General features: G+C 59.0%; 19 protein-coding genes and 1 pseudogene. 7 read left to right on the plus strand and 13 right to left on the minus strand.

Annotated features, from left to right (window positions below; translation table 11 throughout):
• Positions 1 to 374: 374 nt before the first annotated feature.
• Entirely contained in the window at positions 375 to 1,220 is an 846-nt protein-coding gene (locus tag PG5_RS16430) for an SDR family oxidoreductase (protein ID WP_020798238.1), read from the plus strand.
• Between the two features lie 90 nt (positions 1,221 to 1,310).
• Positions 1,311 to 2,195, plus strand: a complete 885-nt coding sequence (locus PG5_RS16435; protein ID WP_020798240.1) for a DMT family transporter — start codon at positions 1,311 to 1,313, stop codon at positions 2,193 to 2,195.
• On the opposite strand, the gene PG5_RS16440 is transcribed toward PG5_RS16435, so the two are convergent.
• The 4 genes and pseudogenes from PG5_RS16440 to PG5_RS34205 form a co-directional block, all read right to left on the minus strand.
• The gene (locus tag PG5_RS16440; RefSeq protein WP_020798241.1) at positions 2,192 to 2,977 is read right to left on the minus strand and encodes a tyrosine-protein phosphatase; all 786 of its coding nucleotides are present in this window, start codon (positions 2,975 to 2,977) and stop codon (positions 2,192 to 2,194) included. The genes PG5_RS16435 and PG5_RS16440 overlap by 4 nt on opposite strands.
• 2 nt (positions 2,978 to 2,979) lie before the next feature.
• Complete coding sequence (locus PG5_RS16445; protein ID WP_020798242.1) at positions 2,980 to 4,179, minus strand: phosphotransferase; 1,200 nt, start codon at positions 4,177 to 4,179, stop codon at positions 2,980 to 2,982.
• Positions 4,176 to 5,213 (minus strand): amidohydrolase family protein, encoded by a 1,038-nt coding sequence (locus tag PG5_RS16450; protein WP_020798243.1) that lies wholly within the window; start codon positions 5,211 to 5,213, stop codon positions 4,176 to 4,178. Before PG5_RS16450 ends, PG5_RS16445 begins: the two co-directional genes overlap by 4 nt.
• Before the next feature lie 395 nt (positions 5,214 to 5,608).
• A pseudogene (locus tag PG5_RS34205) lies at positions 5,609 to 5,812 on the minus strand (DUF1329 domain-containing protein); the annotation flags it as partial.
• A gap of 80 nt (positions 5,813 to 5,892) precedes the next feature.
• Here PG5_RS34205 and PG5_RS16455 point away from each other — a divergent pair.
• Both PG5_RS16455 and PG5_RS16460 read left to right on the plus strand, forming a co-directional pair.
• Complete coding sequence (locus PG5_RS16455; protein WP_020798246.1) at positions 5,893 to 6,273, plus strand: TetR-like C-terminal domain-containing protein; 381 nt, start codon at positions 5,893 to 5,895, stop codon at positions 6,271 to 6,273.
• 138 nt (positions 6,274 to 6,411) lie between these two features.
• Entirely contained in the window at positions 6,412 to 6,861 is a 450-nt protein-coding gene (locus PG5_RS16460) for a hypothetical protein (protein WP_020798247.1), read from the plus strand.
• 167 nt (positions 6,862 to 7,028) lie between these two features.
• Here the strand turns inward: PG5_RS16460 and PG5_RS16465 are convergent, their stop codons facing one another.
• On the minus strand, positions 7,029 to 7,940 hold the full coding sequence (locus tag PG5_RS16465) for a LysR family transcriptional regulator (protein WP_033043238.1): 912 nt from the start codon (positions 7,938 to 7,940) through the stop codon (positions 7,029 to 7,031).
• A 142-nt stretch (positions 7,941 to 8,082) separates the two neighbouring features.
• Here PG5_RS16465 and PG5_RS16470 point away from each other — a divergent pair, with 142 nt between their 5' ends.
• Positions 8,083 to 8,988, plus strand: coding sequence for an AraC family transcriptional regulator (locus PG5_RS16470; RefSeq protein WP_020798249.1), 906 nt, complete (start codon positions 8,083 to 8,085; stop codon positions 8,986 to 8,988).
• Between the two features lie 39 nt (positions 8,989 to 9,027).
• Here the strand turns inward: PG5_RS16470 and PG5_RS16475 are convergent, their stop codons facing one another.
• From PG5_RS16475 to PG5_RS16510, 8 genes are all read right to left on the minus strand, one after another.
• Positions 9,028 to 9,954 (minus strand): zinc-binding dehydrogenase, encoded by a 927-nt coding sequence (locus tag PG5_RS16475; RefSeq protein WP_020798250.1) that lies wholly within the window; start codon positions 9,952 to 9,954, stop codon positions 9,028 to 9,030.
• A gap of 95 nt (positions 9,955 to 10,049) precedes the next feature.
• Positions 10,050 to 11,297 carry an MFS transporter gene (locus PG5_RS16480; RefSeq protein ID WP_020798251.1) on the minus strand — a complete coding sequence of 416 codons (1,248 nt, stop codon included), beginning with the start codon at positions 11,295 to 11,297 and terminating at the stop codon, positions 10,050 to 10,052.
• Positions 11,298 to 11,308: 11 nt separating this feature from the next.
• Complete coding sequence (locus tag PG5_RS16485) at positions 11,309 to 12,130, minus strand: SDR family oxidoreductase (protein WP_020798252.1); 822 nt, start codon at positions 12,128 to 12,130, stop codon at positions 11,309 to 11,311.
• Between the two features lie 59 nt (positions 12,131 to 12,189).
• Positions 12,190 to 13,551: a phosphotransferase family protein gene (locus tag PG5_RS16490; protein WP_020798253.1), complete on the minus strand. Its 1,362-nt coding sequence runs from the start codon at positions 13,549 to 13,551 to the stop codon at positions 12,190 to 12,192.
• Between the two features lie 37 nt (positions 13,552 to 13,588).
• Entirely contained in the window at positions 13,589 to 14,038 is a 450-nt protein-coding gene (locus tag PG5_RS16495) for a nuclear transport factor 2 family protein (RefSeq protein WP_020798254.1), read from the minus strand.
• A 33-nt stretch (positions 14,039 to 14,071) separates the two neighbouring features.
• Entirely contained in the window at positions 14,072 to 14,890 is an 819-nt protein-coding gene (locus PG5_RS16500; protein WP_020798255.1) for an SDR family NAD(P)-dependent oxidoreductase, read from the minus strand.
• A gap of 66 nt (positions 14,891 to 14,956) precedes the next feature.
• A complete protein-coding gene (locus tag PG5_RS16505) occupies positions 14,957 to 16,309 on the minus strand; it encodes a DUF1329 domain-containing protein (RefSeq protein ID WP_020798256.1) in 1,353 nt (450 codons plus the stop codon).
• 66 nt (positions 16,310 to 16,375) lie between these two features.
• Positions 16,376 to 18,046: a DUF1302 domain-containing protein gene (locus PG5_RS16510; protein ID WP_020798258.1), complete on the minus strand. Its 1,671-nt coding sequence runs from the start codon at positions 18,044 to 18,046 to the stop codon at positions 16,376 to 16,378.
• A 321-nt stretch (positions 18,047 to 18,367) separates the two neighbouring features.
• Here PG5_RS16510 and PG5_RS16515 point away from each other — a divergent pair, with 321 nt between their 5' ends.
• Together PG5_RS16515 and folE are read left to right on the plus strand one after the other, a co-directional pair.
• Positions 18,368 to 21,931, plus strand: coding sequence for an indolepyruvate ferredoxin oxidoreductase family protein (locus PG5_RS16515; RefSeq protein WP_020798259.1), 3,564 nt, complete (start codon positions 18,368 to 18,370; stop codon positions 21,929 to 21,931).
• 61 nt (positions 21,932 to 21,992) lie between these two features.
• Positions 21,993 to 22,550 (plus strand): GTP cyclohydrolase I FolE, encoded by a 558-nt coding sequence (gene folE, locus PG5_RS16520; protein ID WP_020798260.1) that lies wholly within the window; start codon positions 21,993 to 21,995, stop codon positions 22,548 to 22,550.
• Positions 22,551 to 22,581: the final 31 nt, after the last annotated feature.

Below are 22,581 nucleotides of genomic sequence, written 5' to 3' on the forward strand. Positions count from 1 at the left end.
CAGTCATTCCAGCGATCTGCGAAACCCCACAGGATCGATGCATGTCCCGCCTGGACAGTCCGCTCGAGAGGCCTGGCACGCATCCAGGACCACTTCCCTCCTCAGCTGAAAGCCACCGTAACGGATCGCAATGTAAAATTCCACATAAAGATTGCAGTTCTCTATTCAGAATTTTAACCGCGATTCCTTGGCTATCTGTTTTAGCCAACGGTGTCGCCCGGGGCAATACTGCACACAAAACACATAAACGTTCAAATAATCTTTGACGAATGACCTCTTTGGGCTTTCAATAGTCCGGGCAGACCCCCTGAATACGGGGGTCAGGCAGGAAAACCCGCAAGCGGACCGGCAGAAAAAAAACAACAGGAGCCAGCATGAACATTGATTTGAGTGCAAAGCGCGTGATCATCACGGGTGCTTCCCGGGGCATCGGCCTGGCCATCGCCCGGGCTTTCGCGGCTGAAGGGGCGCGGGTAGCGATTTGCGCCCGCAGTGAGGCAGACGTCCGCGAGGTGGGTTCGCAGCTCGCGGAACACGCCCAGGCGGTCATTGCCCGAGCGGTTGACGTGACCGACAGTGAGGGAGTCAAGGCTTTCGTCGCCGAAGTTGCACACGCCTGGGGCGGTGTCGATGTGCTGGTCAACAATGCGGGTCAAGGACGCGGCGGTAATCTCGATACCCTGACGCCGGAGGCCATCCTCGAACATGCCAACATCCTGCAGATGGGGCATTTTCGTTTCGTCCAGGCCGTGGTGCCGTTCATGCGTGAACAGCGTTGGGGGCGAATCATCGAAATCAACGCCCTGGCCGGCGCGATTCCGACGCCAGACGGCATTCCTTCGGTGATCAACCGCGCGTCGTGCATCGCCCTCTCCCGCTCGCTGGGCATGTCCCTGCCCAAGGACAATATCCTGGTCAACAGCCTGAACATGGGCTGGATCGATACCGGCCAGTGGGACCGTCATTACAAAGAGATGGGGCCGGGCGTGAGTCGCGAGGAGTTCGACGCCATGGTGATGAAAGTCGTGCCGCTCGGACGCTACGGCAAGCCTGAAGACGTTGCCGGCATGGCGCTGTTCCTGGCCAGCGAATATGCCAGCTTCATCAGCGCTGCCTCGATCGACATAGCCGGCGGCATGGGTGGGCAGATTGCTTACTTCCCGACGCTCAAGCGCGACTTTGCCGCTGCCATTGCCGCTCGTAACGCTGCCAGCGAATAACGCGCACACGCAGTCCGGCATTCACTGATCGCCGCGAAAGCGGCCTTGGTCCCGGTGCGCCCGGCGCACCCTCAACGTTGGCGCACCCTGATGAATCTGCTGCTACCCGTCCTTGCCACGCTGATCTGGGCCGCCAGTACGGTGGTCAACCGTCTGTCGGTCGGGGTGATCGACCCCGCAGCCATTTCCTTCTATCGCTGGCTGACGGCGCTGCTGGTGTTGTCACCGGTGTTGTTGCCCAGGGTATGGCGCTTGCGCCGTCAGATTCGCCCTTATCTGGCCAAGCTGTGGCTGCTGGGATTGCTCGGCATGTCGCTGTACCAGTCACTGGCGTATTTTGCGGCACACACCGTCAGCGCCACGTCGATGGGCCTGATTCTGGCGACCATGCCGCTACTCACCGTGCTCCTGGCCTTCCCGGTGCTCAATACCCGGCCCACCGCGACATTGCTGGTCGGCACCCTGGTTTCGTTTGCCGGACTGGCCTGGTTGCTGGCAGCAGGCGACTTGTCTTCACTCTGGCAGCATGGGGTCGGGCAAGGTGAGCTGATGATGTTGGCGGCGTCGCTGTCGTACGCGCTGTATTGCGTGTTGGTGAAGCGCTGGCAGATTCCCCTGCCAACCTGGGAAAGCCTGTATATGCAAATTATCTGCGGCACCCTGCTGCTGGTGCCGCCTTTCGTGCTGGCACCGTCGATAGCCCTGACGGCAAAGAACATCCCACTGGTGTTATTCGCTGGCCTGTTCGCCTCGGCATTGGCACCCGGCCTGTGGATGCGCGGCCTGCAAACCCTCGGCGCAGAAAAAACTGCCGTATTGATGAACCTGGTGCCGCTGTTTACCGCGGTATTGGCGATCGTGCTGCTCGGGGAAACGTTGCACCTGTACCACGCGGTGGGTGGCGGCTTAATTTTGCTGGGGATCGGATTGGCGCAATGGAAACCGGCCCGGGTCATGACCCGCGCCGCGACCTAGGCGACCAGCAAGGTATCTCGCAATGCCTGCAAGCCCGTGCCACTCAAACCACTGAAACGCTGCAGATAGCGATCCAGGCCACCGTATTCAGCCTCGATCACCGCATAAGCGGCATTCAGGTATTCAGGCCGGGCATCCACTACCGCATCGAACGCCGCTTCGCTGACCGGCTGGCCCACCATCCGGCCCACCGCATGACTCATCGCCTGCTGACGCTCTGCACTCAACTGACTGAAACGCCGTGCCGAACGCAAATAGTCGGTCAAGATGTGTTCTGGCGTGACACCAAGGGCATGCAACAGCAGCATGACCGCGATGCCGGTGCGGTCCTTGCCCGCCGTGCAGTGAATCAGCACCGAGCCCTTGCCTGCAGAAAACAACTCGAACAGCGCCGGCAACCGGGGCGCCAACATTCCCGGTAGCCGCCGGTAAACTTCCAGCATCATGGCCCGTGCACCCTCCGCCACCGGATTATTCGCCAGCATGAGGGCAAGGCGTGGATCGGCCCGGACATCGCCTATGACCTCCAGGTGCAACTCCCGGATTGCGTTATTGGGCAAGCGGTTCGGGTAACGTTCACGCTCACCCGCGCTGCGTAAATCGCAGACGGTCTGCAACCCCAGGCGCTGAAGTGTCTGCCAGTCTTCAGCAGTCAGCCCATGCAACTGGTCTGCGCGCAAAAGAATATCGCCGCCAATGCGGCGACCACAATGGGAGGGAATGCCTTTCAAGCTGCGAAAGTTATCCGCGCCTTGCAGACGCAAATCTTCCTGATTGACCACGCTCAACTCTCCAATAAATGTTGATACGCTTGCGTCAACGGCCTTGCGCCCTGCCCCAATATCGGTGTGCGGCGTGGCTTACGGCCGTGGGTTAACAAGCGCACAGTATCAAAATCTTCTGCGGCGGCGAAAAACCGCTCCACCATTGGCAGTCCGGCCTGCCCCCAATCATCCATGTTCGACATCCAGGTCTGCATCCCCCAGACCGGCCAACGCCGTACTTGTTCCCAGGCCGCGTCCTGACCCAGCACGCCTTCGGCTCCCAGGCTAATCAGTTTTTCACGGTAAACACGCAGCAAACGCAGCGCTTCGGCGCGGCGCTCCTCCACGGTCAACGCGCCGAGCATGAAATAGGCGACATCGCGCCATGGCCGGCCACGTCGGGCCAGTTGCCAATCCAGCCAGATACGTTGACCGTCACTGCGCAAGAAACTATTACCCTGATGGGAGTCACCATGGATCAAACAACAGGGTGAAGTCTGCTCCAGTTCAAAAGCTGCCAATTCATCGAAGGCATGGCTAAACAACTCCGGTGATTCGTACATCCATTTCGGCAGCAGCTGCTGGTACTCGGGTTTACGCAGATTGACCTTGATGTAGTTGTACATGCGCAGCAGACCGTCGCTGTCCACCGGGTTGGCCATCGACACCGGCAACCAGCGCTGCTCCTGCAACTGCGGACTGTTCCAGGTAGCAGCATGCACCGTCGCCAGTGACTCGAGCCCCTGAGCAACACCGTCCAAGCCAAGGTGATCGGTGCTATGACCAAATTGCCCGGCAGCCAGACCGAGGTCTTCCATCATCACCACACCTCGACCGCCACCATCGGCGTCCCAGTCGGTGAAAAATGTGGTCGGCAATGGCGCATCGGTCCAGCCGCGCGCCAGATGATACAGGCGCGCTTCCAGCTCACAGATATCGCCGCTCTCGAAACCTTCGGACCAGTTCGACTTCAGGCACACATGCGCAGGAATACCCGCGCGCTGTCCGACCTCGTTCAACTCAAGCCTGGCGCGCAATTTGGTGGTGTGCCCGTTACGGACCTCCAACGCCGTCAGCGCCAGGACCTCGATGCCTGGATAACGCGGCTGCAATAGCTGCGTGAGCCAGGCTGCGGATATCTCACTCAGTTGCCGAGGCAATCGCCCGCTGCGCTGCGGGTATGGCCGCCCGGCGGCCATGTCCAGCAGGCTGTCCGTCACGACGTCAGCACCCGGCCAGCGTTGGCCGGAACCTTCAGCTTGAGGAGTTCGATCGCGTTACCGCTACGAATCCGTTCACGGTCTTGAGCAGACAAACCCAGCCCCTCGGTCAAGTCGCCATGATCATAGGCGCCACCAAAGTTAGTGCCGTATAATAGACGCTCCGCCCCAACCACCTCGGCGACACCACGACGCAAGCCGGGCGCATGCACGTCGAGGTCGAAGTAGAAATTATGCATGTAATCCATCAACGGTCGCTGGTTGCGCGAGTCAGGTGCCATTGCCCGATTGAGCTCGCTCAAACGCCCCAACTGGAAAACCGCCATGCCACCGGCATGGGTGATGTAGGTTTTCAGGGTCGGGAAAACATCCAGTGCGCCGCCGCAGATCAGGTACCAGAAGAACAACGTTTCATCGACGCAATCACCCACGATCGAAGTGGTTTCGAACTTGTCGTCGGTGTGTTTTTCGCCCCAGTAGATCGACTGGTTGAAGCCATGCACCATGATCGGCACATCCAGCTGGGTGAGCTTTTCCCAGACGGGGAACAGGCGTTCATCGTGAGCTTCCAGACCATTGAAATTGGCCCCACCGACGCACACGCCCTTGGCGCCTAACTGAGTCACGGCGCGTTCGATTTCCTTGGCTGCGTTCAGTGGGTCCGCCAGGTTGGCGTGGCACCAGAAATCGAAGTGGTCGGGATCGGCCCGGCAAAATGCCGACAGCTCGTCGTTGCACAGGCGCGCGTATTCGTTGGCGAAATCACCTGCCCAATACATGAAACAGTGGGACGGTGTGGACATCACCAGCTTGTCGACACCCCGTTCGGCCATCAGCTTGCGCCGGCTGGCGTGGGTCATGCGCGCGAGGAGGTTGGCCTGCGCCTCAGCGTCAGTAGCGGCTTTGGCCGGTTGCTTGGTACCGAGGGAAAAATGCCCCACGGTCAGCCCCTGCACCTTCATGAACGGCCCCCAGAACTCGTGGCGGTTCAGCATACCCTCAGTCAGCAAGTGGGCGTGGACATCAATCAGCATGGCATTCTCCTTGTTGTAATAAGCCAGCAGGTCGAACGCCTCATTTGACAGGGCGTTCGGACCGGTTTGAGGGATAACTGCACCGCCAATAATATAGACACTTTTTCTATATGTGTTCATTTATTATTGAAGCTAGAGAAGGTTTTTGGGGTGTGCCTTGTGTGGAACGGGCTTTTGCGGATTGGAAGAACCTGTAGGAGCGAACATGCTCGCGATGGAGGCCCAGACAACGCGTTCATCCAGACAGGGCGCGTTATCGTTGACGTCCATCGCGAGCAGGCTCGCTCCTACAGGGGTCGGCTGTCAGGCCGCCTCAAATGGATATGTACGCCAAAAGAATCCAGCAAAAAAAAAGCGGCCCACTCAGGCCGCAAATGCGTGTCCATTCGATGCAATCAGCGTTGCGTTTCCTGGGAAACAATCGATTCAGGTTTCATGTCGCGCTCCGACAGCGGTGCGTCGTGTACCCGGTAGCCGCCCTTGAGGCCGTCGTTGAGCAACGACCACATGCCCTTGTTGAAGTCATAACTGACGTTTTTCACTGTGTACGGAAGGTTTTTGTCGTACAACTGAACGCCGCTCTGGAACAGCGCGCGGTACGGGGGTTGCCCGCTCCACCTTCTACGCGCACTTTCGCGACAAGGAAGACCTGATCGTTGCCGGGTATGAAGCCATTGGCATGCCCTCAACCAAGGTCACCGAGGTAGGTGGCGACCGTCGTGTCCTGCTGGACGTGTCAGCCTGGCTGTTCAGCGCTACCGAACGTCATGCGGCACTGACGACGTCATTTTTCAGCGGTCCCGGCCAGAGCGTGATTCTTGCCCATCTGGAAAATATCCTGATCATCCAGGTGCGGGAACACTACCGAAAACAGGGTTTGTACCAGGTGGAGCACATGCGTGGCGAAGCGGCGGTACGCTGTTTCGTGGGGGCCTTGATCGGGCTGTGGCTGTGGTGGGTACGCCACGACTATCCGAACTCGGCGCAAGAAATGACCGAGACCTTCGACAGCCTGATGAACAATGGAACCTGGCCGCCGGCCAACAACGCTCGGCAGTAGCGGCGTCACGATGCGGGTCGACCCCCAATACACCCGGCAAAATGGCACCGCCCCTGTCTGCATCCCGCACAAGACATTGCTCAAATGAGCTATACCAAAATCTCCCGTACTACATTTTCGGAGCACAGGAGATTTATCATGAATTTGAGAAATCAATCGGCGGCGCTGATGGCCACTGTGATGATGCTCGGCTGTACGCATTCATCAAACCAGACAGTGACCATTCCTCTGCTTGCTACGCCACAGAACACCGGCGAGATTGCCAATACGACATTGGCCAACCAAGGCAATGAAACCGCCTTTACCTTCATCATTGGCGGGGTTCCAAGCGGAACCCTCAGTCCCTTGAACCTCTATACGTCTATCCATAAAGGGAGCTGCAAACAACCCGGGCCCGTTGCCTACACAATGAATGACCGGATCAACACCAGCCGTATTTCCGATATCGGTGGCTGGACCTATTCACGAAGCGCGCCTGTCGCCATGTCAGAACTGTTTTCCACCGGCTACTCCGTGGTTGTGACAACCACGCCGGCCGATGGCAACGTCGATATTTTCTGCGGAGATATCAAGCAAGCAGCGAATTGAAATTGCGATACCACCCCTGAATTCTGTCCTCTGCGAAGACGCAAAAAAACCCACCTGTGTTGCAGTATCTGAATATCCAATACCACTGCACAGTTTTCGCGATTTACGATCCCCTCCTCACTCGACTCCGGCAAATAGCCAGTCAACGCTGCGCGCCAGCTGCAAGGCTACGAAGCGCAGGCCATGATCAAAAACTGCCGGAATGCCTGGGCCGATGCTGACAAACGGGTATCTGGCAGCCAGATAAGTCCGAGCTCCATGGGGGGAATCACGTCTACCAGCGGGCGGATCTCAATTTTCTTGCCCTCCAGGGACCAGGCCCGGTAGACCATGTCCGAGAGAATGGTCACGCCGAAACCATGCCCCACCAACCCGCGCAATGCCTCCATGGATGAGGTGCGAAAAGCCACCTTGGGCGCCAATCCACGGGATTCCCAGTAGCGCGAAGTCGAAGCCTCCCCCTCATCGACCGTGGCGAGGATATAGGGATGCTCGGCGACGTCTTCGAGATTGATCGAGGTGGCGGACATCAAAGGGTGCTGACTGGCCAACCAGAGTTGGCGGCGAGAACGAATCAGCACCTGGTGAGCGAACCCCTGCAGGTTTGGTGTGTTGGAGACTATCGTCAGGCCCAGGTCGAGATCGCCATTGCCCAGGGCTTCCTCAATGCTGTGACGGTCCATGTCGATCAGGTCGATCTCAACCTGAGGGTAGCTACGTTTGAAGCGCGCCAGCAGCGCAGGCAGAAAATAGCCCAGCACCGTGTAAGAGGCGCCCACTCGTACGGTGCCTTGCATGGCGTGACCGAGAAAAAGCGGTTCACTGAGGGCGTCCTGCAGGGTGTCGAGGATGTGCCGCGCATGCTGGGAAAACTTGTTGCCTTCAGCGGTCAGTGACACGCCATGGGGCAGGCGGTCGAACAGGCTGACGCCCATGGACTGTTCCAGATGCAACACGGCCGCCGTAATCGCCGACTGCGATACATGTGCCTTCAGCGCCGCTTGGGAAAACTGTCCGGCGTCCGCGGCGGCGACAAAATAACGCAGCTGGCGCATTGAAATATCTCTGCCCTTTGTCATCTGATTTTCTGATACCTACGGTCTGAATATATGAAACAGCTTGGTCCACAGCCTCGGTACACTCGAGACCGGGTAGCTGCTTTGCCGTATTGCCACCCTTCGAATTTCAGCACCAACAATAAAAAAGGCTGAAGGTTGAAAAATGAACGCGATCCACTACAGCGAGTACAACTGTGAAGCGTCAGGTAATTTCCTGACCGAAGCTTCACTGGCCAAACAAGGCTTCGATCTGCGCGTTGAACAGGCGCAATGGTCGTGCTCCGGCACGGCCCTGATTGAAACCGGCAACAGTTGCCTGATACGCCTGATGCTGCCTGCCAGCGTTCAAAGCAAGCCTAACTGCGGCAGCTTTGCCAGCCACGGCGCGCATCAATTCCAGCCCTTGGGCAAACTGCTGTTCATTCCCCATCGCACCGAATTCCATCTACGCCACGATGCCAGCAAGCAAAAGGCCCTGGTGTGCCTGTTCGATCCCTCCTCCCTCGGCGCCCTGGGCAGTTATCGCTGGAACTGGAAGGAGAACGTCAGCGAAGCCATGCTTGACCTGCAGAGCGGTTACCTGCACGCGTCCTTGCAACGGCTGGCCGAAGAGGTGAGCAATCCCGGTTTCGCCAGCGAATTGCAAACCGAGTGCCTGCTCACCAGCATTGCCCTGGACCTGCGCCGCGAGTTCATCGACGTTCCCGTCGTTGCCGCCGTTCCCTTACCCGACACTGAAAAACTCAGCCCTCGGCAATTCAACATCCTGCGTGAACTGCTCGATACCACGAGCGACGAAGGCCACTCTTTGCGCCACTTGGCGCAGGCCTGCGAGCTGCCGTTGCGAACTCTGTCCAGTCGCTGCAAAAACACGACTGGCATGACATTGCGCCAATACGCAGCACAACATCGCCTGCGAAAAGCCATGGCGCTGCTGGCCGACACACGGTTACTGATCAAACAAGTTGCCTATCAGGCCGGCTTCAACAATGCAGCAGCCTTCAGTGCCGCATTCCGCAAAGAACTCGGCGTTACACCCGAAGAGTTTCGCCATCAGCGCCGACGCTAAAAGGCACCCGAACAAGGGCACCTTTTAGCGACAGGGGTTTCAACGACGAATCGTGGCAGTGATTTTTGCGTGTGGCCCATTGACCTGCGCGGCCCAGGCTTCAGCTGCCTGATCCAGGGTGAAGTCAAGGTAATCCACCTGAATCTGCTGCTCTTTGGCGATCTTCAGCAGACGCAGCCAGATTTGCTCACGGTCTGCTGGCGCGCGCTGGCCGGTGCCGATGCACGACAAGTTGCGGAACAATAGATCGGCAATATCCAGATTGAGCTGGCGTCCGGCCCCCGTGCCAATGGTCACGATACGGGCGCCCCAATTGGTGGCTTTCAGAGACGTCAACATGGGTTGACCGCACACCAGGTCCAGCACCACGTCAAATCCACCATCGGCCGCGTCCTTGAGAGCTGCGACATCATCGCTACCGCCTAGTGTCACCACCTCATCGGCGAGGCCCCGCGACTTCAAACGGCCCAGCGCTTCACCCGACCGCGCAGCACCGACCACCTTGCCCGCACCCATACCGCGCGCCAGTTGCAAGGCGATCTGGCCGAGGGTACCGGTCGCGCCCAAAATCAGGACTTTTTCACCCTTCTGAATTTCGGCTTTTTCCAGTGGAACGATGGCACCGGTAGCCGCAATGCCCATGCTGATCGCGGTTTTATCGTCCACGTCGTCCGGCACATTCCACACTTCGGCTTGCGGCACCAGGGTGCGCTCTGCCCAGGCACCAAATGGCAGCACCGAGCGTTCCCCGAAATACACCCGACGGCCATCCGGCGCACGGCCTACGCCTTCGCCGCGAATGACACAGGGGTACTCCACTCCGAGACGGTAGGCGCCGAGTACATCCCAGCCCCCCAGGCCAGCGGTATCGACATCGATCAGTACCGCGCCGTCTTGCGGCTTCGGCTCACGAAACTCGTCGACTACCGGCAGCGCATTGCGCTCGGAAATAATTGCTGCACGCATGGCATTCTCCTTGTCTGTTTTATTTTAAGGCTGCACTTAGAGCAGTAGTTGAACACAAATCAATTATTTGTCCATATGTTTAGCTCGAAATTCCACTAGCGGGTCGCCAATGACTCGGCCTGATAACGCGGATACCCACCCAGCGTCAGGAGAAGCAAGGGTCCGACGACAAAGCAGATGAAGCTGAACAACAGCATGGCCGAGTAGCCACCGGTCAGCTTGAACAGTCCCGCAAACAGCAATGGCGAGATCGCGGCACCGGCGGTAATCAGGCCCAGATGGGCACCGAACAAGCGACCGTAGTCGCGCATGCCGAAGTAGCGGGCGATCAGGAATGCCGCGATATCGAATTCGGCGCCCGCACCAACACCCACCAGCAATGTGGCGAGGGTGTACAGGGCAATGCTGGAGTCGCCATAGGCAAAAATGCCGCAGGCAAATGCCGGCATCAAAAGCGCCAAAGAGGCGACACCGGGGGCCCACAACCGGTCAATCAGGTAACCCACCAGCAACCGTCCGAGAATCAGCGACACGCCAAAGCTGCTGAAAACCTGGCTGGCCTGCAGGGCGCTCAGGCCTCGATCCTGCAGCAGTGGCACGATGTTGGTGACCATGCCCACCACGCAGGACACCACCAATGTCATCGACAGGTTGCACACCCAGAACCGCCACGAACGCAGCGCTTCGCGCAACAGCAGCCCGCCGGATCGTTCGCTGACGACCGCAAGTGGTGATGTGCTGTGGCTGACAACAGCGGTCGGCATTAACCAGCGTAACGCCAGTGGCAATGCCAGCAGTATTGGCAACACGCTCAATGCGATAAAACCCGCCTGCCAATTCCAACGGCCGATCGCCCAGGCGGTGATCAGCGGCAGCATGATGGCCGCGAGCCCGGAGCCGCTGAGGATGATCGCCAACGCCAGGCCTCGGTTTTCCTCAAACCACAGGTTGACCAAGTGCGACCAGGTCACCTGCAACGTACCCAGCCCGGCCAGCGGCACCAGGAAAAAACCCAGGTAGAGGGTCCATATCGAGCCACTGACACAGCTCAGGAGGAAGACGCTCACGGACAACGCCAACAAGGACAGCAACGTGATCAGGCGCAGGCCATATCGCAAATTGAGCCAGCCGGCCAATTGCGACGCGACAATGGTGCCCAGCGACAGTGCGGTGATCGCCGCCTGTAACTCCGCCCTGCCCCAGCCCATGGCCTGTTCCAGGGGAATTACCAGGGAGCTGAAGCTGTACAGCAGCAACGAACTGGAACTGGTGGCGACACCCACGAGAGCCAGAATCAGCACCCTCCAACCGCGTTTGAATTCTGCGTTATCAAAGCCTTTCATGGTGTGTGACCTCAGTCGTTGCCGATGAACACAGCCGCTTGCGCGCTCTTGCTCAGCACGTGTGCACGGCGTGCCGGGCCAGGCGCATTGGCGAGCTGTTCGAGGGTGTCTTCGGGGTGTATCAACGTCGGGCCATTGCCCAGCTCCTGAAGCGCCAGAAGCGCCAGGTCTTCAGCCTTGGGCAACGTCATGGTGAGGGCGTCGGGAATGTTCAGTTTGACCATGGCATCGCGCATGGTAGGGGTGTCCACGGTACCGATGACCAGGTTGAGCACATCCACACCACGATCTTTCCACTCCGCCCATAACGACTCGCCGAGGTTCAGCGCAAACCCTTTGGTGGCGGTGTACATCGCCAGTTTTCGAATCCCGCCTAACGCAGCCTGGGAACCCACCAGCAGCAATCCACCTCGCCCGCGTTCCAGCATGGCGGCACCGAAGGCATGGCTGCATTGCATCACAGTTAGGCAGTTGAGGCGCAGCAAGGCGCCCCAGTCGTCGACCGAAGTATCGAGAAAACGCGTGATGTAGGGGTCGCCCCCGGCGTTGTAGATAAACAGACCGACTTGCCGCTTACCAACAGCCGCCAACAATTGCTCACAGGCATCGGGATGGGACAGGTCCTGGATGAGCACCAGCACCTCAACGTCGTACCGTTGCTCCAGATCATTTTTCAACTGCGCCAAGGCTTCGCCACGGCGCGCCACCAGCACACAGTTAAGGCCACGCTCGGCGAGTGCATGGGCAAATGCGGCGCCCACCCCATGCGAGGCACCGGCGATCACTGCCCACGGACCATACCGATGCTTGAAGGCGTTATCAGGAACAGACATAAACACTCCGAAAACAAAGGCCCGGCGGCAAGCCACCGGGCGAGGAAGGCTTCACCGCGTCAGGCGACTGGCGGCAGGTCGATGTGGCTGGCGGAGGCGCCAATGGCGGTGCTGCCATAGACCAGGACGCGCCGCTCGATTTGCGCCATGAACAGGTGCAGCAAGGGTTCGTCGTATTCCGGCCCGGCGTTTTTGACAAAGGTTTCCAGCGCTGCATCGATCTCGCTGTAGTCACTGAAGGTGCGGTCCAGCAGCGCTTGCGCGTCCTGTTGCTCCAGCTTGCGCAAGTGCAACTCCATGGCATCGCCACGGCCCAGGTATTCCACCAGTTTGCTCACTGCGCGCAATTTGGTTTTCTGGAAATCGCTGGCAACCTCCACTTGGGCCAAGGCATCGGTCAGCATGGTCAGCAGCTGTGCATTTGGGCCAGTGCCGACAACGTCCAGCTTCGGCTTTTGCAGGGGAACACCCATGGCCTCGGCCAGCGCATGCACCACCACACGGCGCAGGGCGATATCAAATTCGGTGTAGGTGTCATGCGGGTCACCCGGTTGTGGCGTGGCCACCGATGCCGAGAACTGCATGGTGCTGACCGTGGCGAAGAGCGCGGTGTGGTAGCGCACTACATCAGGCTCCGCCGGTTCGCCGGTCACTTGCTGATAATAGCGATACAAGGCCGCAAAACTGTCCCCGAGCGGTTCGTAATTGTCGCGCATGCGCGCCGAAGCGAGGTCGGCCAGAGGATCACCGATCATGGCGAACTCAAAATCGTAGAGGCCATGCACCTGTCCGTTCTCGAACAGAAACTGCCCCGAATCGTACTGAACGAAAGCAGGCCGGGTTCGGTGCTGTGGCACATTGCGCCGCAGCCAACCGAGGGCGAATTCGGCCAGAGGCTGAGGCTTGGTTTTATTACGCGCATACAGCGGGTAATAGGCTTCCAGACCCGCCAGGGTAATGTCCGCGGCACCTTTGGGCAGGCTGATACCCTGATCGATAAAGGGTTGCAACGGCAGTTGGTGCATACGCACCATGGCATCGACCCACTGGCGTGCAACCCCATGACGTTCGGCATCGCTCTTCGCCGTACTGACGTCACGGCTACCCGGCACCAACTGCATCAGGATGGCTTGCGGGTCTTCGCAAAAGCCGTAGATATGCGGTACGGGCACGCCTTGCTGACCGAGCAAGGAGAGAATGTCCGCCTCCCGGCGCAGATCCGGGAATGGACTGACATCCCCACCGCGCTCGCCCCGAATATGCAACTGAAGGGTTTCGCCATCGCGTTGCAGCTCAAGGTTCCAGGCCGGGCGCCAGCGCAGCAGACGCTGCATGGCGGTGATTTTCCCGCCCAGTAGACCTTCGACAAAGGTACGCAGCTTTTCTTCGACCGGATCACAGGTCACATTTGTTGTTGGCATACATGTCTCCCTCAGACGCTGATGTCCAGCGCCGCTATCAATGGGTGCTGATAACACCAGCGCTCGGCCCGCCCACGTGCTCCAGCGGTACGCCCTTTTTCTTCGCCAGGTCAGCGGTGTCCAGGTACTCGCGCCAGGCACAGATAAGGCCTTGCTCGTTCAGCTCGTACACCGCCACCATCGAATGCGGCATGGGGACGCCATTGCTGACGCAGTAATCATCGCGTTCGGTCATTACCACTCGCTCGGAAGAAACGATGTGGCGCGTGTTGCAGTGGTTATGCGTGACATAACTCATCTGCCGCTCTATCTCCTTGCGCAGCGCGTCACGACCACGGATCACCGGACCACCGGGTACCCAAAGTTGCCAGACAGCGTCGTCGGCAAAAGTGGCCATGATGCGTTCGATATCCGGGCGGCTGCCGTCGCTGCCATCGCCCCAGGCGGCCAGCATGTCGAGGATGAAGCGTTCCTGTTCGAGTGCCATGAAACGGGCTCCAGTGCAGTGAATTGATCGGGATCAGATCGAGGCTTGGGGCAGCAGGAAATTGCGCACCACTGGCACCATCGGCGTACCGCAGCTCATGCCACCGTCTACACGCATCAACGTGCCGTTGACGTAGGCCGCGTCGTCGCTGGCAAGAAATGCGGCCATGGCGGCGATGTCTTCCGGCTCCCCCAGTTGCGGTACGTTTTGCAGGTCGAGAAAAGCGCTCTTCATGGCCTCGTTGGCCCAGCTTTCCATGGCCGGTGTGCGAATGACCCCCGGCAAAATGCCGTTGCAACGAATGCCGCGTTTACCAAAGGTGGCGGCAATGGTTTGCACATACCAATTGAGCGCAGCCTTGGAGGCGCCGTAGCTGAACTGGGAGATTTCGCCGGCAATCGAGCTGGTGGACGATGTGAACAGAATCGAACCGCTGCCCTGGGCGAGCATGTGCGGCAAAGCGTATTTGCACGCCAGGACACCGCCCAGCACGTTGACACGCATGCAGTTGTGGAACAGCTCGGTGTTGAAGTTGATGAAGTCGATATCGCGGGTGGTGGCCGGGTTTCGGTACACCGCATTATTGAACAGCACGTCGATACGGCCGAAAGTCCGGACGGTCTGTTCAACCATCTCCCGCAGGGCGTCTTCCTGGCCGACATCCACTTGCAATGCCAGGGCATTGGCGCCGATTTGAGCCGCCACGGCCTGCGCCGATTCGGCGAAAAGATCGGTGACCACCACGGTGGCGCCTTCCCTGGCAAAACGCAGTGCCGAAGCGCGGCCAATGCCACTGCCCGCGCCAGTGATCACGCAGACTTTGCCGTCCAGGCGTTTCAGAATCTCGCTCATGAATAGGTCTCGGGAACGAAGAAAAAAATCGGCGTCCGAGGCGAACGCCGAAAAGGGCGCACGATGTCAGCGGGTTTGACCACCAGCGATGGTCTGTGGGTTGGCTTCACGCTCGGCGACCGGTTCCTGGCGGTAGCGTGTAGGGCCATTACCGAACATGCCGTACTGGTCACGGGTGAAGTCGTACAGCGAGTAGGAATCCTGTTGCGGATTGTTGGGAATACCGTAGGCCTCGATGTTGTACTGCGAGCCGGTACGGAACAACGCACCGCTGTCGTCCCAGGCGTCGTAGACAGCCGCGCCAAAGGTGTCTTCGTCGATGTAGTAGCGGCGCTTTTTCTGCGCGTGACGCACGCCGTCCTTGCGCGTCGCTTCCACCACCCAGACACGGTGCAGCTCCCAGCGTTCACAGGCCGGATTGATGTGGTTGGGCATGAGCTTTTTCTCCATGTCGCAACCCCATTTCAGCGTGTAGTTGCTGTAGGGAATCAACATTTCCTTCTTGCCCACCAACTTCCAGTCAAAGCGGTCCATCTTCCCGGAGAACAGGAAGATTTCGTCGTAGAACGCTACCCCGCCGAACGCCGAGTTAGGGGTGTCGTAGTTGAACTCCGGAGCCTTGCGTACACGCCGCTGGCCGGTGCTGTAGCTCCAGGCGTAGCGGGAGTCGGTGACCGGGTCGAGGTAATCCCAATACCCGGATGCCTGCCCGGCCGTACGGGCCGGCGCGACGACGTGCGACCAGATACGCTGGGCGATTTTCGGATCACGCCCTGGCACATCCATTTGATAGAAAGGTTTTTCGCCGGTGGAACGGTTGGTGTTGGTCAGCGTGATGTGGCCCTCATTGACCACATAGGCACTGTGGTTCCAGTCCCAGCCATTCACGCCCTGATAGTTGAGGATGTAGTTCCACATCACCTCGCGGCCATCGCGCGGCAGCGGGAAAGGCAGGCCGCCACGGCACGCTTCGCTGATCGACAGACCATCGTTCTCGGTTTTGCAGTCTTTGCGGGTGGCGTTGCGCTGGGTAGCTGCCAGGAAGTTTGCTGGAAAGGTGGCGGTCCGGTGGGTGGGGTACACCTCAAGGTAATACGTGTCGGGGTACTTTTTGAGCAACTTCATCTGCCCGGCCGTCATCTGGTCAGCGTACTGGTCCGCGTTGCTTGCGGTAATGCGCAAGCGTGGCTTTTCATTGGCAAACGGGTTCGGCCAGGTCCCATCGCCAGGCACCATACCGGCAGGGACTTTCAGACCACCGTCGTAAGCCGGAATAGTGCCCGCCGCGTTGCCGGCGACAATCGAACCAAACGCCGTGAGCTTGCCGCCCAGGTCCGCTGTAGTGAAGCTCTCATCAGCCACCGCCGACCCCGCCAAAGCGATGGCCACGAGGCCTATCGCACAAGAATTAATCTTCATGACCTTCTCCATTCAGATGGGTGATCACCAAGCCCGGTGATCACTGCATTGCATTTCAGGGGCGGTTTAGAACGCTGTGCTGACGGTCAGGGAGACCCAGTTACGGTCGGACAGTCCAACGTCGCCGGAACCACCGACGACGGTTTTTCCTACGCCATTGACATCGGCGTAATGGCGTTCGCTGCCGTAGCCGATATAAGACAGCGTCACGTCCATGCGCTCGTCGTAGGTGCCCTTCACACCGGCCTTCCAGGTGTATTTGCCTTCGTTGCCTCCCCCTGTGGCGGCATTGCCGCTGACGCCGTAATCCACGCTCATCGGGGTAGAAATATTCCAACCGGGGAACACCCCCAGCCACTGCGGCGCAAAGCTAACGGCAAGGCCGACATAGTTGTCGGTGGCGCAGCCGAAGTGTTTGTCCTGCCCCGCCGGGCAGCCGCGGTAGCCTTCGCCCTTGAACAGCTCTTCATGCTCTGTCACCTTTTCCACGTGACTGAACGCCATTTCGGTGATCAGGCTGCCGGTGTCGAAGTAATTGGTACGCGGCAGCAACCAAAGGCTGTTGACCACCAGGTGCCAGGTATCACCTCGGGCGCCCTCGTTGTCGACGGTGCTGATGTTGCTGGAGATCAGGGAAGTGTTCTGGCGATACGACAGGTCTACCCCCACGGAGCCGCCACCCAGTACCGGCCCTGCGGAGTAACCCAGGCCATAAAGCTTGACGTTGTTGGCGTAAACGTAGCGGGCGAAAGTCGGCGCCACTTGCAGGCCCCACGGGTTGTAATCATCGAACTCGCGGTAGTACAGGCTGACTTCCGAGTGCAGATAGTCGAAGCTGTAGGTACCCATCACGCCCCAGTTGCCCTCGTCCTTGGGCTTGAGCGGATCGATCAATGGCCGTGTGAAACCACTGAACAACGGCAAGCGGTCCGGGCCTTCAAGTGCGATGTCGGCGGAGGCCAGGTAAGTGCCGCCCTCAGGCGCACGAGTAGTGTCCCATTCGAAGAAATATTGCGCCGCCAGCGACAACTTGTCGGTGACCTGCGCCTGGGTGGAAATCTGCGTCAACGGCAGGAAGATTTCGCGCGTCTCGGTGCCGGGGTTACTCACGGCCTTGCGCCCATCCAGCGGTGCTTGTGAGTAGGAAATGGCATGCCCGGCAATCAACAGGCCATTGCCCCAATACACGGTGTGCCGGCCGGCACGCACGCTGACCGGGATGTCGCCAAGGTCGAAGCGGGTAAACGCAAAGGCGTCCAGCAATTCGCCGCTGGGTCCGCGGTGGTAGCGCTTGGTAAAGTTGGAGTAATGGCCGTTGGTATAGCTCGGCGTACTCTTACCCGGAAATGCGCCGGGGTAGAAGACGTTGCCATCGCTGGTTTCGACATCGGTGTCTTCGTACGCCTGGTCGTACCAGGCAGCGCCGCTGATGCGAAAGCCGTTGTACTTCTTATAGGCCACCTCCATTTCGCTCATCAGGTCGACGCGATTGGTCACCACATCGCCTTTATCAAACTTGGAATCAGACTCGTCGTAGGTGGCGTTGTTGGCCAAGGCATTGTCACGCCCCTCAGCTCGCACGCCGACGTTGTAGCGAACGGTGTTGTCCCAGCGCGCGGTGAGGTCCGGATTGCCGGTATCGAACTCGGCAGCCCTACTGTTGCCAACGGACAAGACACACCCGATCACACTGAGCCAGATGGCCAGGCTTAACGGCTTTGGTTTTGCGTCGATCATCAACACTCCCTTCCCATTCTTTTTGTTATTGGCAGCCGAAGTGCCGGGCCGTTTCAACCGCGCCGAAGAGCGCTGGCCTGAGGGCTTCGATATGGCTGAAGTAAACGGGACAGGGAGGTTTGGGCACAACGATTGGGAGCATTGCTGAAATGCATTTGATATTGATCAAATGCCAAAGAACATTCCGGTATTCAAATATCCAATACCACCCCGCTGTTTTTGTGATTTTACGATCCACACCCCCCTCCCTAGACTCCGGCCAATAACTAGGCAACGCCGCTCTCCTGGCGCCGCCATGACAATAAAGCCTGGAGGATGAGCATGAGTGCGTCCCCGTCTCTGGATGACAAATACATCCAGCACAGCGGAAAAGTTTTACTCACCGGGATTCAGGCGCTGGTGCGCCTGCCTCTGATGCAGCGCCAGCGCGATCTGGCCAATGGTCTGAATACCGCCGGGTTTATTTCCGGCTACCGTGGCTCGCCGCTGGGTGGTTTTGATCAGGCTTTGTGGAAGGCCCGCGACTATCTCAAGGAACACCACACGGTGTTCCATCCGGGCATGAACGAAGATCTCGCCGCCACCTCGATCTGGGGTACCCAACAGGTCAATATCTTCGAAGGCGCGACCTACGACGGCGTGTTCGGCATGTGGTACGGCAAGGGCCCGGGCGTCGACCGTTGTGGCGACGTGTTCCGTCACGCCAACGCTGCCGGCACCTCACAATTCGGCGGTGTGCTGGCGATTGCCGGTGATGACCATGGCGCCCGTTCCTCCTCGCTGCCGCATCAGACCGAGCACATTTTCAAAGCGGTCATGATGCCGGTACTGGCGCCATCGGGTGTGCAGGAATACCTCGACTACGGCATGCACGGCTGGGCCATGTCGAGGTATTCCGGTTGCTGGGTTGCGCTCAAGGCGGTGGCCGATACCGTGGAAAGCGCGGCCGTGGTCGACATCGACATTCATCGCGTACAACCGATCATTCCGGATATCCCGTTGCCCGAAGGCGGCTTGAATATCCGTTGGCCTGACCCGCCCCTGGCGCAAGAACAACGCCTGCTGGAACACAAGCTGTATGCCGCCCTCGCCTACGCCCGGGTCAACCGTCTCGACCGTATCGTGATGGACTCACCGAAAGCGCGCATCGGCATCATAACGTCAGGAAAATCGTACCTCGACGTGTGCCAGGCGCTGAAAATCCTTGGTATCGATGAAACCCTCGCACAGCAGATCGGCCTGCGCGTGTACAAGGTCGGTATGGTCTGGCCGCTGGAAGCCGAAGGCGTGCGCCAGTTTGCCGAGGGCCTGGAAGAAATCGTGGTGGTCGAAGAAAAACGCCACATGATCGAGTACCAGCTCAAGGAAGAACTCTACAACTGGCGCGAAGACGTACGACCGCGCATCGTCGGCAAGTTTGACGATAAAGGCGAATGGAGCCTGCCGCACACCGGCTGGTTGCTGCCGGCGACCAATGACCTGACCCCGGCAATGATCGCCCGTGCGTTGGCCAAGCGTATTTTGCGCCTGCATCAGAATGGTCCGCTGCAAGTAAGCCTGGCGGTACTGGACGCACAACTGGCCAGCAAAGGCCAGTTCAGCAACCTGATGGAACGCGTGCCCCACTACTGTTCCGGTTGCCCGCACAACACCTCGACCAAGGTCCCGCAGGGCAGTCGTGCACTGGCCGGTATCGGTTGCCACTACATGGCGGCCTGGATCTATCCGCAGACCCAGACCTTCAGCCAGATGGGCGGCGAAGGCGTGGCATGGATCGGCCAGGCACCTTTCACCAAGACCCGGCACGTCTTCGCCAACCTGGGCGACGGCACCTATTTCCACTCCGGCATTCTCGCGATTCGGGCCGCCATCGCGGCCAAGGTGCAAATCACCTACAAGATTCTCTACAACGATGCCGTGGCCATGACCGGCGGACAGCCTGTGGACGGCAGCCTCAGCGTTGCGCAGATCAGCCGACAGCTCGCGGCCGAGGGCGTGCAACGTATTGTGGTCGTCAGTGACGATGTCGAGAAATATCAGCACATCCGTGATCTGGCAGACGGCGTGCCGGTGCTGCGTCGCGACAAAATGGACGAAGTGCAGGAACAGTTGCGCCAGTTCCAGGGGGTGTCGGCAATCATCTATGACCAGACCTGTGCCGCGGAAAAACGCCGGCGGCGTAAACGCGGCAAATTCCCGGACCCTGCACGTCGGGTCGTGATCAACGAAGCAGTATGTGAAGGCTGTGGCGATTGCAGCAGCAAATCCAACTGCATGTCGGTGGTGGCGGTGGAAACCGAGTACGGCCGCAAGCGTGAAATTGACCAGTCTTCATGCAACAAAGACTTCACCTGTCTCAACGGTTTTTGCCCGAGTTTTGTCACGGTCGAAGGTGGCACCTTGCGCAAACCCAAAGCCCTGGCTTCCGCGAAGGATGACGTGTGGGATTTGCCGACGCCCGCGACCGTAGCGCTGGATGAGCCATATAGCATCCTGGTCACTGGTGTGGGCGGTACGGGCGTGGTGACCATCGGCGCCCTGCTGGGAATGGCGGCGTTCATCGAAGGCAAAGGCACGCTCAATCTGGACATGGCCGGCATGGCACAAAAAGGCGGTGCGGTGTGGTCGCACATTCGCATTGCCGCGCACCAGGAACAGTTGTTTGCACCGCGGATTGCCGAAGGTGAGACCGCCCTGCTGCTCGGTTGCGACCTGGTGGTCAGCGCCAACACCGAAACCCTGTCCAAACTGCGTCATGGCGTGACCCATGCCTTGATCAACAGCGAAGAAACCATCACCAGCGCCTTTGTGCGTACCTTCGCCCAGCAGGCGGAAACTGGTGATTTGCTGAAACACCCGGACCCGACCTTCCAGACCGGCAACATGTCGGAGCAAATCGCCGAAGCGGTGGGCACTGAGCATGCGGATTTTATCGACGCAAGCAAAATCGCCACGGCCCTGATGGGTGATTCGATTGCGACCAACACGTTCATGCTCGGCTATGCCTACCAGAAGGGCTGGTTGCCGGTGGGTAAAGCGGCGCTACTACAGGCCATCGAACTGAACGGCACGGCGGTGCCCTTTAATCTCTCGGCCTTCGACTGGGGTCGGCGCAGCGCCCATGACCTGCCACGGGTATTACGCAAACTGGAAGCCGGCAAGGTGCAAAGCCCGGACCGCTTACTGTCGCAAAGCCTGGAAGAAACGCTGGCACGGCGCATGGAGTTTCTCACTGCGTACCAGAACTACGCCTATGCCCAACGCTACCGCTATCGTGTCGAGCAATTCATCAAGGCAGAAACCGCACTGCTCGGGCAACCCGGCAAGCTGTCGGCAAGCGTCGCCCGTTACTACTTCAAAGTGCTGGCCATCAAGGATGAATATGAAGTAGCCCGTCTGTTTACCGACGGCCAATTCCTGGAAAAAATCCAGGCTGGCTTCGAAGGCGACTATCGCCTGCGCTTCCACCTCGCTCCGCCGCTGCTGAACGATAACGGCTCCGGCCGTGAATCGAAAAAACGCAGCTTCGGCCCCTGGATGCTGCAAGGCTTCAAACTGCTGGCCAGGCTCAAGTTCCTGCGTAATACATGGCTTGATCCATTCGGTCGTACCCATGAGCGCAAGGTGGAACGCAATTGGCTGGCCAACTACGAACAGATCCTCGACGAAGTGCTGGCGGGCTTGACCACCCAAAAACTGGGCCTGGCCCAGGATCTGGTGGAATTGCCTGAAAGCGTTCGCGGCTATGGTCCGGTCAAAGAGCGATTCCTCGGCCATGCGCAACAACGCCAGGCGCAATTGCTGGAGCAGTGGCGCAATGGCAACACCGCCCAATTCCATGATGCCAGCCAGAGCAACAGCAAAATCGCCGTCACTCAACTATAAGCCTTGCCCGGGCTGAACATTGTGCAGCCCGGGATGTTGGTTCATTCAACAAGGTCAAACCATGAACGAAGAACTGGCCAGAAATTACCGTGAGATTCTCCACAGCGTAGGTGAAAACCCAGAACGTGAAGGTTTGCTGGACACGCCAAAGCGCGCAGCAAAAGCCATGCAGTACCTCTGTCATGGCTACCAGCAAAGCCTCGAACAAATCGTCAATGGCGCACTGTTTGAATCGGACAACGATGAGATGGTCATCGTCCGGGACATCGAACTTTACTCCCTGTGCGAACATCATTTGCTGCCGTTTATTGGCAAGGCCCATGTCGCCTATATACCGACAGGCAAAGTGCTGGGACTGTCGAAAATCGCGCGTATTGTCGACATGTTCGCCCGCCGTTTGCAGATTCAGGAAAACCTGACACGCCAGATTGCCGACGCCATTGCCCAGGTGACCGATGCCGCCGGGGTGGCGGTGGTGATCGAGGCAAAACACATGTGCATGATGATGCGCGGTGTTGAGAAACAAAACTCGGTGATGAGCACCTCGGTGATGCTCGGCGCCTTCCGCGAGTCGTACAACACCCGCCAGGAGTTTTTGCAGCTGATCCGCGGTCGCTAGGCACGTGTGCCGGGCTCACCCAGGCACACTG

It is taken from the genome of Pseudomonas sp. G5(2012) (assembly GCF_000408945.1).
GTDB lineage: Bacteria > Pseudomonadota > Gammaproteobacteria > Pseudomonadales > Pseudomonadaceae > Aquipseudomonas > Aquipseudomonas umsongensis.